This is a genomic window from Thermodesulfovibrio aggregans, from assembly GCF_001514535.1.
In the GTDB taxonomy this organism is placed as follows: domain Bacteria; phylum Nitrospirota; class Thermodesulfovibrionia; order Thermodesulfovibrionales; family Thermodesulfovibrionaceae; genus Thermodesulfovibrio; species Thermodesulfovibrio aggregans.
This window is the reverse complement of the sequence record NZ_BCNO01000001.1, coordinates 197,367-211,648: the sequence shown is the minus strand read 5'-3', so window position 1 is coordinate 211,648 and position 14,282 is coordinate 197,367. Positions and strand designations below refer to the sequence as shown.

General features: G+C 31.7%; 14 protein-coding genes, 1 tRNA gene and 2 pseudogenes. 5 read left to right on the top strand and 12 right to left on the bottom strand.

Going from position 1 to position 14,282, the window contains the following annotated elements:
* Nucleotides 1-26 precede the first annotated feature (26 nt).
* From TAGGR_RS01060 to TAGGR_RS01050, 3 genes are read left to right on the top strand one after another with little or no spacing between them, the layout of a single operon-like run.
* Complete coding sequence (locus TAGGR_RS01060; RefSeq protein WP_082673508.1) at nt 27-1,016, top strand: DUF3108 domain-containing protein; 990 nt, start codon at nt 27-29, stop codon at nt 1,014-1,016.
* Nucleotides 1,017-1,018: 2 nt separating this feature from the next.
* Nucleotides 1,019-3,520, top strand: coding sequence for an excinuclease ABC subunit UvrA (gene uvrA, locus TAGGR_RS01055; RefSeq protein ID WP_059175525.1), 2,502 nt, complete (start codon nt 1,019-1,021; stop codon nt 3,518-3,520).
* Nucleotides 3,517-4,452, top strand: a complete 936-nt coding sequence (locus TAGGR_RS01050) for an RluA family pseudouridine synthase (protein WP_059175524.1) — start codon at nt 3,517-3,519, stop codon at nt 4,450-4,452. The genes uvrA and TAGGR_RS01050 overlap by 4 nt, the downstream gene beginning before the upstream one ends.
* On the opposite strand, the gene TAGGR_RS01045 is transcribed toward TAGGR_RS01050, so the two are convergent.
* From TAGGR_RS01045 to TAGGR_RS10980, 3 genes and pseudogenes are all read right to left on the bottom strand, one after another.
* A complete protein-coding gene (locus TAGGR_RS01045; RefSeq protein ID WP_059175523.1) occupies nt 4,449-5,186 on the bottom strand; it encodes a hypothetical protein in 738 nt (245 codons plus the stop codon). The two genes, TAGGR_RS01050 and TAGGR_RS01045, sit on opposite strands and share 4 nt — an antisense overlap.
* 92 nt (nt 5,187-5,278) lie before the next feature.
* Nucleotides 5,279-5,350: pseudogene (locus tag TAGGR_RS11105) on the bottom strand (hypothetical protein); the annotation flags it as partial.
* A 29-nt stretch (nt 5,351-5,379) separates the two neighbouring features.
* Nucleotides 5,380-5,739: pseudogene (locus tag TAGGR_RS10980) on the bottom strand (hypothetical protein).
* A gap of 102 nt (nt 5,740-5,841) precedes the next feature.
* On the opposite strand from TAGGR_RS10980, the gene TAGGR_RS01040 reads away from it, so the two are divergent.
* Together TAGGR_RS01040 and thiE are read left to right on the top strand one after the other, a co-directional pair.
* On the top strand, nt 5,842-6,204 hold the full coding sequence (locus tag TAGGR_RS01040) for a hypothetical protein (RefSeq protein WP_153000405.1): 363 nt from the start codon (nt 5,842-5,844) through the stop codon (nt 6,202-6,204).
* A complete protein-coding gene (gene thiE / locus TAGGR_RS01035; protein WP_236698875.1) occupies nt 6,201-6,839 on the top strand; it encodes a thiamine phosphate synthase in 639 nt (212 codons plus the stop codon). The genes TAGGR_RS01040 and thiE overlap by 4 nt, the downstream gene beginning before the upstream one ends.
* Here thiE and TAGGR_RS01030 read toward each other — a convergent pair.
* From TAGGR_RS01030 to TAGGR_RS00990, 9 genes are all read right to left on the bottom strand, one after another.
* On the bottom strand, nt 6,828-7,616 hold the full coding sequence (locus TAGGR_RS01030) for an inositol monophosphatase family protein (RefSeq protein ID WP_059175521.1): 789 nt from the start codon (nt 7,614-7,616) through the stop codon (nt 6,828-6,830). The two genes, thiE and TAGGR_RS01030, sit on opposite strands and share 12 nt — an antisense overlap.
* Nucleotides 7,613-8,134: a nitroreductase family protein gene (locus TAGGR_RS01025; protein WP_059175520.1), complete on the bottom strand. Its 522-nt coding sequence runs from the start codon at nt 8,132-8,134 to the stop codon at nt 7,613-7,615. The genes TAGGR_RS01030 and TAGGR_RS01025 overlap by 4 nt, the downstream gene beginning before the upstream one ends.
* Nucleotides 8,127-9,041: a PP-loop family protein gene (locus tag TAGGR_RS01020; protein WP_059175519.1), complete on the bottom strand. Its 915-nt coding sequence runs from the start codon at nt 9,039-9,041 to the stop codon at nt 8,127-8,129. Before TAGGR_RS01020 ends, TAGGR_RS01025 begins: the two co-directional genes overlap by 8 nt.
* Complete coding sequence (locus tag TAGGR_RS01015; protein WP_059175518.1) at nt 9,023-9,421, bottom strand: ribonuclease HI family protein; 399 nt, start codon at nt 9,419-9,421, stop codon at nt 9,023-9,025. The genes TAGGR_RS01020 and TAGGR_RS01015 overlap by 19 nt, the downstream gene beginning before the upstream one ends.
* Nucleotides 9,418-10,158, bottom strand: a complete 741-nt coding sequence (locus TAGGR_RS01010; RefSeq protein WP_059175517.1) for a zinc ribbon domain-containing protein — start codon at nt 10,156-10,158, stop codon at nt 9,418-9,420. The genes TAGGR_RS01015 and TAGGR_RS01010 overlap by 4 nt, the downstream gene beginning before the upstream one ends.
* A gap of 23 nt (nt 10,159-10,181) precedes the next feature.
* Nucleotides 10,182-10,254, bottom strand: a tRNA-Ile gene (locus TAGGR_RS01005).
* 43 nt (nt 10,255-10,297) lie between these two features.
* Complete coding sequence (locus TAGGR_RS01000; protein ID WP_059175516.1) at nt 10,298-11,554, bottom strand: RNA polymerase sigma factor RpoD/SigA; 1,257 nt, start codon at nt 11,552-11,554, stop codon at nt 10,298-10,300.
* 10 nt (nt 11,555-11,564) lie between these two features.
* Nucleotides 11,565-13,265, bottom strand: a complete 1,701-nt coding sequence (gene dnaG, locus TAGGR_RS00995; RefSeq protein ID WP_059175515.1) for a DNA primase — start codon at nt 13,263-13,265, stop codon at nt 11,565-11,567.
* A 9-nt stretch (nt 13,266-13,274) separates the two neighbouring features.
* Complete coding sequence (locus tag TAGGR_RS00990) at nt 13,275-14,231, bottom strand: NGG1p interacting factor NIF3 (protein ID WP_059175514.1); 957 nt, start codon at nt 14,229-14,231, stop codon at nt 13,275-13,277.
* Nucleotides 14,232-14,282: the final 51 nt, after the last annotated feature.

Genomic DNA, 14,282 nt, shown 5'->3' with positions numbered 1-14,282 from the left:
GGTCAACTTAGTGTTATACTATTTTTATGAAACTAAGATGGATCACAGTGGCATTATTAATCTCCATGGTTGCTCATATAAGCATAATGATGGCTCTTGGTAAAATTCAGCTAAATCTACCTTCTTTTGATTTTATAGAAACTTATTTTTTTCAATCTAAAAAAGAAAATCCAAAACCCAAAATATTCTCAAAAACAGAACAACCACAACATTCAGAAACAGAAAAGCCAGCAGAATCAACACAAACTGAAAATTCTGTAACAGAAAAAAATACAGATTCTCAGGAAACTCAAAGCCTCTCTCAATCTACAGTCTCCGAGAATACTGAAAAAGTAAGAACTTTACCAGAAAATAATCCTTTTACAAAATTTATCAATGAAACAATGAAATTTGATATATACTGGATGGGTATATATGTTGGTTCAGCAACAGTTTCTGTCAAAGGTGATGGAAATACAATTACAATAACTTCAATGGTTAAGTCTGCTAGTTTTATTTCAAATTTTTATTATGTTAATGATCATGCAGAAAGTCAGATAGAAAATGGTAAACCAAAACACTTTACATTGGTTCAAATAGAGGGAAAATATAGAGGTAATAAAGAAACAATCTTTGATTACGAAAAGGGAGAAATTGTTTTTATCAATCACCTTAAAAATAATACAACCTATCACAAAGGCATAGATAAAGTATTCATGGATGTTCTTTCGGGATTTTTCTATCTCAGAACCTTAACGATCAACTTAAATGAGCCTGTAGCAATAGATATTTTTGACAGCAATAAATTTACCACTGTTGTGGTCCAGCCAATTAAAGAAGAAAAGATAGAATTATCAGATAAACAGATTGATGCGATTGTTATAAAGCCTCAACTTGATACAGAGGGACTTTTCAAAAGAAAAGGAGATATCATTATCTGGCTAAGTAAAGACAACAGTAAGATTCCATTAAAAATTGAAACAAAAGTTCCTGTAGGAAAAGTAGTAGCGGAGTTAAAGGAATACAAAAAAGATTAACCATGCAGCAAAGCATAATAATAAAAGGTGCAAGGCAGCATAATCTTAAAAATATTGACTTAGTACTTCCAAGAAATAAAATCATCGTTATTACAGGTCCTTCTGGCTCTGGGAAATCCTCTCTTGCGATGGATACAATCTTTGCCGAAGCTCATAGAAGATATCTCCAAAGCCTTCCAATAGAATTAAGAACTATCTTTGATCAAATCCAAAAGCCTGATGTTGATCTTATTGAAGGACTCTCACCAGCAGTATCTGTTGATCAAAAGACAATATCAAAAAGTCCTCGTTCAACAGTGGGAACAATAACAGAGATTTACGATTATCTTAGGCTCCTTTATGCAAAAATTGGAACTCCCTATTGTTTCATATGTGGAAAGGAATTGATTTCTCAAGATATACACAAAATGACTGCCTCCATTCTGAGTTTACCTGAAGGAACAAGAATTCAAGTGTTAGCTCCTGTTGTGATTGAAAAAAAGGGAGAACATAGAGAAATTATAGAAAGAGCTAAAGCTGAGGGATTTATAAGAGCAAGAATAGATGGCAAACTTGTTGAACTCACACAGAACATTTCACTAAAAAAAAATATCAGACACACAATTGAACTTGTTGTAGACAGAATTATCATTAAAGAAAAATATAAAAATCAAATAAAAAGGGCATTAGAACTTGCCATAAAATACACTCAAACAGTTGTAGTAAACATTGTAGATAAAAACAAAGATATCATATTCAGCAGTACCCTTGCCTGTCCAACATGTGGTGTAAGTTTACCAGAGATTGATCCAAGACTTTTCTCTTTTAACAGTAAATATGGCGCATGTCCAAGATGCAGAGGCTTGGGATATGAAAATATTGAAGAAGAGGAAGAAATAGATGTTCTAACCTTAACTCCCTGTAAACTTTGTAGAGGAACAAGACTTAGGCAAGAAGCTCTTGCAATAAAAATTAATGAAAAGAACATAGCAGAATTATCAGCAATTTCCATTGATGAATTAAAAAACTTTCTGTCTGAATTAAAAATTTCTTCCCATGAAAGTCTAATTGCAGAAAGAATACTAAAGGAAATTTTTATTAAACTTGAATTTCTTCAAAAAATTGGAGTTGGATATTTAAGTCTAAATAGACCAGCTTTTAGTCTTTCAGGAGGAGAAGCTCAGAGAATACGCCTCGCAACTCAGCTAGGTTCACATTTAAGCGGAGTTCTGTATGTACTTGATGAACCAAGCATCGGACTACATCCAAGAGATTGCCTTAAACTTATTGATTCAATGAAAGAGCTTTCAATGAGAGGAAATACTTTAATTGTGGTTGAACACGATGAAAAGACTATCATGAATGCTGATCTTATAGTGGAGCTTGGTCCTGGAGGAGGAAGACAAGGTGGGTATCTGACAGTAGTATCTGCTCCAGAAAAACTTATCAGAAATAAAAATTCAATTACTGCTCAATATTTAAATAATTCCAGTAAAATTGCCATACCTAAAGAAAGAAGAAAATCATCTGAATTTATAAAAATTATTGGAGCAGAAGCTTATAATCTTAAAAATATTGATGTTAAAATTCCTCTTGGTGTATTTGTTTGCGTTACAGGAGTGGCTGGTTCAGGGAAAAGCACATTAATATTTGAAGTATTATATAAAGCATTGATAAAAAAGCTATATAACACCAATGTTTTGCCTGGCAAACATAAAACAATTGAAGGTATAGAAAAAATAGACAAAGTTGTCTATATTGACCAATCTCCAATTGGTAGAACTTCTCGTTCAACACCTGCTACATACACTCAAGTTATGAATGAAATAAGAGAACTCTTTGCAATGTTACCTGATGCAAGAGTTCGGGGTTATACTAAATCAAGGTTCAGTTTTAATCTTTCAGGAGGTAGATGTGAAGATTGTCAAGGTGAAGGAGTAAAAAAAATAAAAATGCATCTACTTCCAGATGTATATGTTGTTTGTGATTCATGCAAAGGTAAGAGATATAATGAAGAAACACTTCAAATTAAATATAAAAACAAAAACATTAGTGAAATTCTTGAAATGACAGTGAGTGAAGCACTTGAGTTTTTCTCTGCTGTACCAAAACTGAGACATAAACTCCAGGTAATGGAAGATATAGGACTTGGATATATAACCCTTGGACAGCCAGCAACAACGCTTTCTGGAGGAGAAGCTCAAAGAGTAAAACTTTCTAAAGAACTCAGTAAAAAACCAACAGGTAAAACTCTTTACATTCTTGATGAACCAACAACAGGGTTACACATGGTTGACATAGAAAGGTTACTTAATATACTTCAGCGACTTGTTGAGATGGGAAACACTGTTATAGTAATTGAGCATGACTTAGATATCGTAAAATGTGCTGACTACATAATAGACCTCGGGCCAGAAGGTGGTACAGATGGTGGTTACATTGTTGCAGAAGGAACTCCCGAAGAAGTTGCTATGAATCCTAAATCCTATACTGGAAAATTTTTGAGAGAAAAATTAGGATTATGAACCTTTTTTTTCAAATTGACAATCTCAGCGAAGGTAAAAGGCTTGATGTTTTTGTCTCTGAAAAATTAAATCTTAGTAGGGCAAAGGCACAAGAGGCGATTGAGAACGGATTCGTTAAAGTTAATAATTTTTTAAAATCAAAAAGTTATAAATTAAAGCTTAATGATTTAGTCGAAATTTTCGATGAATTTTTACCTAAAACTGAAGAAAATGAGGGATTAATTCCACAGAATATACCAATTGAAATAATCTACAGAGATGAATATTTAATTGTGCTGTCAAAGCAGGCTGGTATGGTGGTTTATCCCTGTGCAGGGCATAAAGATGGTACACTGATGAATGCTTTGGCTTATCATATAAAAAAACTTGCCAGCGTTGGTGCACCTTTAAGACCTGGTGTGGTTCACAGACTTGATAAAGATACCTCCGGAGTTATTGTTATTGCTTTGGACGATAAAGCTTATTATGGATTGGTTGAAGTTTTCAAAAAAAGAGAAGTTAAAAAAGAATACATTGCGCTTGTTTATGGAGAATTAAAAGGCAGTGGCAGAATTACGCTTCCAATTGGAAGAGCGATTTATAATAGAAAAAAGATGTCAACGAGAGCAAAAAAGGCAAAAGAAGCAATCACAGAGTGGACAGTAGTTAAAAACTTTAAAAATTACACTCTTGTAAAAGTAAGAATAGTTACTGGAAGAACCCATCAAATAAGAGTTCATTTTTCAGCGATTGGACATCCAATCTTAGGTGATAGAATTTATGGAAAAAAAACACATATAGAGTTGGGCAGGAAAAGATTACCTATATTGAGGCAAATGCTTCATGCTTGGAAAATCGAATTTAAACATCCAATCACTGGTGAAACTCTTCAGTTTGAAGCCCCTCTTCCAAATGACATGAGAGAAATAATTGAGGTACTGGAAAGTATCTAGTAATCGGCTTTTATGAGAAAAACTCCTTTTTCATCAGCTAATTTTTCTACATCTTCTTTTAACTCGGCAGTAACAACAGTAGGAATTACTTCTTCATGAAGAACATGAGCCAATACTCGAGCTCGCTCAATTGCCCTTTGAATGTCATCTTCGTACAAACTATAGGAGACCTCTACTGCTAAAATAACTTTTTTGTGAGATGATTTAATCTCTCCTTTTATAAGAAGGTCAAGATTTAATAAGCTATCCCTTTCCTCTTCGGTAATTAAACCTTTCTCTTCTGCATCATCAAGGATTGGGATAATTTCCTCAAATTGAACAAGTTTGGATTTTCTTAAAAGTTTACCAAAGTAAGAATAATATCTCTCTTTGATTGTTCTTTCAAAATCTTTACCTTTAAATCTTCCAAATTCTCCTTTTAGATAAGCCATGTCTTTCTTTAAGACTGTTACATCCTGCTTGAGTACTGCTACATCTTGTTTGAGTACTGCTACATCTTGTTTAAGTACTGCTACATCTTGTTTTAAAACCTCTACATCTTTTTCGATTTTATCAACTCTTTTAAGAAGTTCATCAAATTTTTTAGGAAGTTCAAGAAGTTCTGTAGTTAAAATAATTCTTCTCAACTCTTCAAGCCAATCAGGATGGCTCTTAAGAGCATGCAAAATATCTGCAAAAGTAAGTATTGGATATTCTTTCATTTCTTTTTCTATGTCTTTTTCAATAGTTTGCACAATCAAATTATAACATATTTGTTAATTGAATTACTGTATTTAGATTAAATAGCTTATTCTTATAACTTTTCTTTAATTTTTTTGTAAATGATTTATACTCTTTTCTCCAAAAAAGCCGAACCCATAACAAAAATATCAACTCCTGCTTTGACAATTTCTTGGGCATTTTCAAGTTTTACACTACCATCAACTTCTAATAGAACCTGAGAGCTTTGTTAAAAATCATTGATTTTGCTCTTTTTATTTTATCTATTGCAGAAGGGATAAAACTTTGTCCTCCAAAGTCTGGATAAACTGACATTATCAATAAAAGATCAACATCTTGAGTTATTTCTTCTACTGAAACTAAAGAAGTCACAGGATTTAGAGAAACTCAAACTTTAATGATTTGTTTTTTTATCTGACATACTTTTCTGTGTAAATGTGCACAGGTTTCGACATGAACTGTTAAAAAATGAGCACCAGCCCTTTTAATCCGAAATGTACTTTTCAGAATTTCTATCTTTAAGTGAACATCAATGGAAAGGCATGTCTCTTCGAGTACAACTTCCACTTTTTATCAAAACGAGTTGAGATATCCAAATTTATATGAGAATTTTAAAAATCAAAAGAATTTGTATAAAAAATTTTTTTAATGTTAAAATGTTTTAAAATTATGAGTTTAAACAGTACATTACTAAATGAAATACTTGATACAGCCAATAAAAATTTTGTATGTCTAAGATGCGCAGAATGCTGTTATCGCTGGGCTATTCCTCTACCAGAAGGAGTAAAAAAGCCTGAAAATCAAAAATGTCCTTATTTAATTGATATTTCAATAGACGGAAATCAATGGAAAGAAGCATACTGCGCAATTTATGAGAGTCGTCCTCAGGTATGTAAAAACTTCAAAATAAGCTTTGCTACTGTTTGTCCAATCGGACTTTGGAAGTGGTTAAAATTAAAAGAATCTAAGCCAGAGATAGAACTTCCTGAAAGAGTAAAAGAAATTATAAGAGTTTTAAGAGAAATAAAATGAATATGCCAAAATTGAAAGGACTTTATGTAATAACAGATGAAAAACTGACTACATACGATAAAATTGTTGAAATGGTTGAAAAAGCTTTAAAAGGCGGTGCTAAAATTGTTCAACTCAGGGATAAAACTAATTCAGATGACTTTTTAATTCTTAATGGATTTTTATTAAAGGAACTCTGTGAAAAATATAACGCTTATTTTATTGTAAATGACAGAGTTGATTTAGCTTTGAAAATAAATGCTCACGGAGTTCATATTGGCAAAGAAGATGCTGATATTACCGAAGTAAAGAAAAAGCTAAAAAATAAAATAATCGGAGTTTCCTGCTACGGTGATATTGAAAGAGCTAAAATTATGGAAAGCCTGGGTGCTTCTTATGTAGCCTTCGGAAGTTTTTACCCTTCTCCAACCAAGCCCGAGGCTAAAATAGTTGATAAATCAATAATTCAACAAGCCAAAAAAGTGCTATCCATTCCTGTTTGCGTAATAGGAGGATTGAATGTGGAAAGAGCTAAGGAATTAGTTTGTCTTGGTGCAGACATTGTGGCAGTAGTAAGTGATATATGGACTGCCCCTTCAATAGAAGAAAGAGCGAAAGAGTATAAAAATTTATTCATCTCAGGGTCAGTTTTTTAAAACTTCATTAATCTTGTTTACTAAGAAAGAATGGATTACAGGATTGCCAGCAATGATGTGGCCTGTCTTTAAATATCCATCATCACCTTCAAAATCTGATACTACACCACCTGCTTCTTTTATTAAACTCACGCCTGCTGCAATGTCCCATGGACTTAGAGCAAACTCAAAAAATCCATCCACTCTTCCACAGGCTACATAAGCAAGGTCAATTGCTGCTGCACCAGCTCTGCGAAGGTCACTTACTGAGTAAAGGAGTTCTCGAAATATTTTTATGTAATTCGGAATGTACTGTTTGTTTCTGAAAGGAAAGCCTGTAGCAATAAGACTTAGCTCTGGTAAGTTTGTTGTTGAAACTTTAATTCTTTCTCCATTTAAAAAAGCTCCGCTACCTAGTTCAGCATAAAAAGTCTCATTTCTTGTTGGATCGTGAATAACTCCTAAAACAATCTCTCCTTTATACATTAAAGCAATGGATATGGCAACAAAAGGAAAGCCATGAATAAAATTTGTCGTTCCATCAAGAGGATCAATTATCCATAGATACTCTGCTTTTTTATAATCATTTGATGACTCTTCAGCCATTATCTGATGTGCTGGAAAATGTTTTTTTATATGATTAACTATTGTTTTTTCTGAATAAATATCTATCTCTGTAACGTAGTCTGAGATACTTTTATGTGTAATTTGTTCAAAGGTAATTGTGCCAATTTTTTCTTTTATTATTTTTCCAGCCTGCTGAGCAACTTCTATTGCAACGATTAGATAGTCTCTCATTCAACAAACTCCACTGCTTCATGGATTGAAACTCTTGGTGGTGCTGAAGGTACATAGGCTGGATATCCAACAGGTAAGATAACCACAGGTCTTAAATGTCTCGGCAAATTAAGAATTTTTGAGACCTCTTCTTCTCTGAATGCTCCCACCCAGCAACTGCCAAGTCCATTTTCATGAGCCACAAGCATGGCATTTGTAATACTGCATGCAACATCCTGTATTGCATAGAGTTCGACTCCTCTTTCTCCGTATCTTGGGAAAATCTTGTTTTTATCAATACATCCGACGATAACCAGAGGAACTTCTGCGATAAACATCTGATTTAGAGCTGCTTGAGCAAGTTTCATTTTTATTTCTTTATTTTTAACAAAATAAAATTTTCTTGCCTGAAGATTTCCTGCAGATGGAGCCCATATCAGAGCCTCAATAAGTTTTTTAACTATATCCTCTGGTATGTCTTTTTTCAAAAAAGACCTGATACTTCTTCTTTCTTTAACTGCTTTTAAAACCTCATCCATGTTTATATTGTAACAACTTCTCTTTAAGCCTGCAAACACTGCAAAGTTGAGTTGTTGTTGGATAACCGCAGTTCGTGCATCTCTGAACCGATATCTTTGTAGATGAACTTGAATAAAATTTTTCTACTCTTTTTAAAAAGCCCTTGTAAAATCCTGCAACTGAGCCTGGAAATTCTTTATTTATTTCATATACAAGACTTTTAAATATTTCATAAACTTCAGATTTATAGGGGCATTGTTCCTCTACATAGGTTATATTCGAAACTTTACAAAAAACTTTGGTTTCTTCCTCTGTAATAAGACAGAGAGGTTTAACTTTTCTACTTAATCCCTCCCTTTCTTCAAGAACTGGTGACACTCTTGCTAAAAGTTCATCATTCCAAAAAATCAAATTTTTCAGAATAAAAGAAACTTCATCATTGAGAGTGTGTCCTGTCACAATTATTTGCCCTTCTGCATGTTTGTTTAAAACATATCTTCTCAACATTCCACATACGGCACATACAGGTTTTTTTAATATCTTTGAAATTTTTTCAAGTGATACTTGAAATTCTTCCATTAAGTTAATAATTTTTAGATAAATTTTTTCACTTTCACAAAATTTTTTTACAATTTCAACGGATTTTTTCGAAACTTCTCCCAACTCTGCATTTATATGAATAGCTTTTATATTATATCCTAAATCTTTCAATGCTTTTGTAATACTAATGCTGTCTTTTCCACCTGAAAGAGCTATCAAGATATTGTCTTCCTGTCCAAACATTTTAAACTTCTCTATAGTCTCTTGAATCCTTTTTTTGAAAAAGTAAGGAAAACATTCAAGGCAAATTTTTAAATTATAATGTCTAAGAATTATGCCTTCTTTCAGGTTGCTACAGATTTTGCATCTTATTTTTCTTGTTTCCATGATGCTTGTTTGGCAAGCTCGTCTGCTATAGAGTTTTCTTCCCTATACACATGAAATATTTGATATTTTTTAAATTTAGCTAACAATTCTTTAGCTTTTCTATACAAAGGGATTAAGTTATTATTTCTTACTTTGTAAATTCCATTTAGCTGACGCACAAGGAGTTCACTGTCTGAAAAAATTTCTATTTCCTGTACATTTTGTTTTAAAGCTTCCTGCAACCCTCTTATTAATGCCGTGTATTCTGCTACATTATTTGTTGTTTTGCCAATATATTCTGATATCTCTATTTTTTTATCATTTAAAATAATTAAACACCCAATTCCAGCATCGCCTGGATTTCCTCTGGATGCACCATCGCAGAAAAGTTGAGCTTTCACTTAGTCTGAACCTGTGTTTGCTCTAATTTTTCCTCAGGCTTATAATAGAGAAATCTCCCACATTGAGGGCAATGATAAATTGATTGATTTAACTTTATTTCTACATAAAGCTGTGGAGGAATATGAAGAAAACATCCCTGACATACTGAGTTTTTTACTTGAGCAACTGCTAATCCTTTATGTTTTTTCATTAATTCCATATATTCTTCATAAAATTCTGAAGGGAGTTTACTTATTATCTGTCTTCTTTCTTTTTTGTATTCATCAATCTGCTGAGTTATTATATTAATCTGGTTTTCAAGTTCTTTTTTCTTATCTTCAATTTCTTTCTTTTTTTTATCAATATCACCCTTTATTCCCTTAAGAACTTTTTTGGCTTCATCAAGATCATAAAGAATTAAAAGTAGATTTTCCTCTTCTTTCTTTAAGCTTTCTTGAATCGTCTCAATTTCTTTCAATAGTGCTTGATACTCTTTATTTGTCTTAACTTGTGAAGTTTTTTCTTTGAGTTTATTTATTTTTTCATTGATATCTTCAATTTCTAACTCTTTTTCTTTTCTCTTTTTTTCTAAATTTATAACTTTTTTGTTTTCGTTCTCAAATTGTTTATCAATTTCATCCATTTTTTTTTCAAAATTTTTTATTTCAATAGGAATTATTTCAAGTGTTTGTTTTAAAGATAGAATAGAAGAATCAATTTCCTGAAGCTTTATAAGAGTATCAAGTACCTCTCTCACTTTCTACATCTCCTCATAAAATATGGGCCCACCAGGATTCGAACCTGGGACCAACCGGTTATGAGCCGGTAGCTCTGGCCGCTGAGCTATGGGCCCTTATTAAATACATATTTACTATAACCTTAGAAAGATAGATTAGTCAACTGTCTCTGATAAACTCTTTAAGCCATTTTAGCCTGCAAAGTCTTTTCAATTTTTTCATAGCTCTTAATTCAATCTGTCTAACTCTTTCTCTTGATACGGAAAATTCCTTTCCTACTTCTTCAAGGCTCTTCGGCTTTTCTTCATTTATTCCATATCTCTTCATTAATATATCTTTTTCTTTTTGAGTTAGAATAGAAAAAAGTTTCTCAATTAAATATCTTAAATCATCATGCAGAGCTTCCTCATATGGATTTGGAGAATTTATATCTTCTATAAACTCCCTTAACAAAGAGTCGTCATCTCTAAAAGGCATATCTATAGATAAAGGTTCTTTGATTATAGACAAAAGATCAGTAATTTTATCACGTGGAATGTTTAAAGTTGATGAAACTTCATCTATATCAGGCTCACTTTCTGAATTTTGATACCACTCACGATAAAGTTTATTTATTTTGCATATATTATCAATAACATGAATGGGAATCCTGATTGTTTTTGAATGATCTGCAATAGCTCTGGTGATTGATTGTCTTATCCACCATGTTGAATATGTACTGAATTTGAACCCTTTTTTATATTCAAATTTATCAACTGCTTTCATAAGCCCTATATTTCCTTCCTGAATTAAATCTTCAAGACTTAATCCTCTGCCTGTATATTTTTTTGCAATACTAACTACAAGTTTTAAATTTGATTCTATCATTTTATTTTTAGCCTCTGTTAATTCGCTAAATATTTTCCTTATAGTTGTATAATGATTTAGAAATTCATCATTTGACATTCCTGTAACAGCGATTAAATCTTTTCCTTTCATTATTTCTTTTCTAAAATTATCAAGTTCTTCCACAAACATATTTGTCAATTCATCTCTCAATGGAATATTAAATATTTTTTTCAAAGAATCTTTTGTTGCTTTTTTTCTTCTCATAATCTTCTTTATATTTTCTGAAACGTCAATAAATATTTCCTTGATTTGTTCTATTTCAAAAGTTTCTTCATCATCTAACATTTCTTTAGCTTTTTCAGGATCTTTGGAAAAAATATTGCTCAATTCGTATATTTTCCTCTGGACAAAAGGAATATGAAGCAATTCTTTTATTAAATCTATCTTTTTCTCGTTTATAGTTTTGGCAAGATTTTTCTCTTCCTCTTCCGTAAGAATTGGAAAAGACTTAATACACTTAAAGTAAAGCTTCAAAGAATCATCTACTCTTGATATTTCAGTATCTTTTTCAATAAACTCATTAAACAAATTTTTCTCGTCACTCATTACAGTTTTTTATAATGTTTTTTCTTATTATAATCAATTCACCAAGAGCCTTTTCATCACCTAATTTTGCCACTTCTTTAATTTTCTTATCAATAGATTTAAGTGCAAGACTTTTAATACAATCTTTCAATATTTTAAAAACTAATTCTTCCTCAATTTCAGAATCCACTATCAATTTAGAAATTAGAGTTTTCTCTTCTTCATTGAGAAGATTTAAAAGTCCATTTAATGAAAACTGATTTACTTCACATAATTCTTTTATTTTTAAAAAAATGTTTTTTATTAAAAGATTTTCAAAATCTTCAATTTTGATTCTTTCCAGTACATAGTCGATTTTTTCAGGATAAGATAAAATTATACGAAGAAGAATTTCCTCTTCCTTGGAACTGGAATACTCTTTTATCTTAATCCGTTCTTTTTTAGAAGTTTTAGCTGAAACAATTTGTTTAAGTTCATCTCTTAAAGTAACTTCATTAACTCCTGTTTTTTCTGAAAGTTCTTTTAAAAGTTCATCCCGATATATAAGATCTTTGAGATGACTTAATAAATTAAGAAAATTACGAATTCCTTCATTTAGTTTTTTTTGAGGATAAGTTTTTATAATTAGATCAACAGGAGATAAAGCTTTTGATAAATAAGTTTTAAATGCCTTTTCTCCATATTTTTGTAAGAAACTGGCGGGATCTTCTTTTTCAGGTAATAAAACTATCTTTACTGTAAATCCTCCATTAAAAAGAGGTAATAATGACCTCTGAGCAGCAGTAATTCCTGCTTCATCTCCATCAAAGATTAATAGCACTTTATTTGTAAATTTTTTCAAGTTATTTAAAATTCTTTTTGTTTTTTCTAACTGTTCCTGTGTAAGAGCGGTTCCCAGCGGTGCTACTGTGTTTTTAAATCCATATTGATGGCATAATATTACATCCATGTAACCTTCCACTACAATTACATATCCCTTTTCTCTGATATATTGCTTTGCATGCCAAAAGCCATAAAGGTTTTCTCCTTTTTTAAATATCGGCGTGTCAGGTGAATTAATATATTTGGGGATTTCTGCTGTTGAATCAATTAGTCTTCCACCAAATCCTATAACTTTGCCAGTCAAATCGTGAATGGGAATGATAATTCTATTTCTAAAAAAGTCACAGTTATTACTCACAAGTCCCGAAGAATTAATTAAATTATCATCAAAACCCTTATTTTTCAGAAAATTATATAAAGATTCTCTCTCCGGAGGTGCATAACCGAGCTTAAATATTTTTATAGTTTCTTCATTAATGCCTCTATTTTTAAGATAATGTCTTGCTCTTTCAAAATTTTTTAACTGCTCCATGTAATAGTAGGTTGCTTGCTCGTATATCTCATAGAGTTTTTCTTTAGAAAAATTTGATATACTTTTTTTTAAAGGTTCAAATTCTATCCCGGCTTTTTTGGCAAGAATTGAAATAGCCTCAATAAAACTTATTTTTTCATATTCCATTATAAAGGTAACAATATCTCCACCTTTTCCACATCCAAAACAATGAAAAATCTGTTTGGATGGGTTAACAAAAAATGAGGGAGTTTTTTCGGCATGAAATGGGCATAAGGATTTATAATTCTGGCCTGTTTTTTTTAGATCAATATATTCAGAAATAACATCAACAATATCCAATCTATTTTTAATTTCTTCTAAAATCTTCTGATATTCCATTACTTAGGCTTATTGCCTAATAAAACGCCTAAATCCTGAACACTCCAAAATTTTAATATCCTCATCTTCTATTATTTTATCAAGAAGTAAATTCAATCCAAGAGTATCACTTGCTATATGTCCAGCAATTATTACATTTATATGATTTTTTTCAGCTTCTTTCCGATGCTCTTCGCTTAAATGCATTGCTACTATAGTGTTTATTCCGCTTAAAGCCATACTCTGGAAAATATCCTTTGCTCCCTCAGTTCCTCCTGTCATATCAACAAAGATTTTTCCTGCTTTTCTTTCCTTGTTTCCAATTAAAATTTTAGGACCTGCATTATTTTTTTCCGCTTCTCTGTATTCAGGGATTTCCAAAAGTAAATCTATTACATCTTCCAGATTATAAGGCTTTTTTTCATCAAAGAGTTTTTGTAGATATGTAGCAACCATATTATCTGCTGGAGTATGAAGACACATAAAAGGTATATTGAGAAGTCTTGCAGCATCTACTGCCCGGGTGTGATTTACTGGCATTAATTTTCTCTCAACTTCTTTTATACGTCTTTCAAGAAGACTTTCAGCAATATTTATTGGAACGCCAAATCTTCCAAGTATATCAGCCTGCATATGCATTACTGCAAAAAGTCTTGCATAAGCTCCGCCTTCAGGATGATGAGCAAGAATTAGATCTACGGGAGTACCATTTGATCTTAAAGTATGAGCTAAAACCACCTCTCCTACTTCCATGTCTATACCAGCAATAATTGTTTTAACTTCTTCCTCACCTGTACCAAAAAGAATTCTTGAATCACTATAAGGATTTTCAAGAGACTCTATATCAAAAAATTCTCTTTTTTTCTCAGAAAGGGATTCATAATCCTTTTTTCTTTTTTCAAGTTCTTTTAAAACTTCATCTTTTCCTCTTGGATCATTTTCAATTCCAATCTGAATAGCTTTTTTATATAGTTCTCTTAGTTTCATAATTCCTCCTAAGAAATAAAATTAAGGAGATTCCTTTAAAGGAATCTCCTT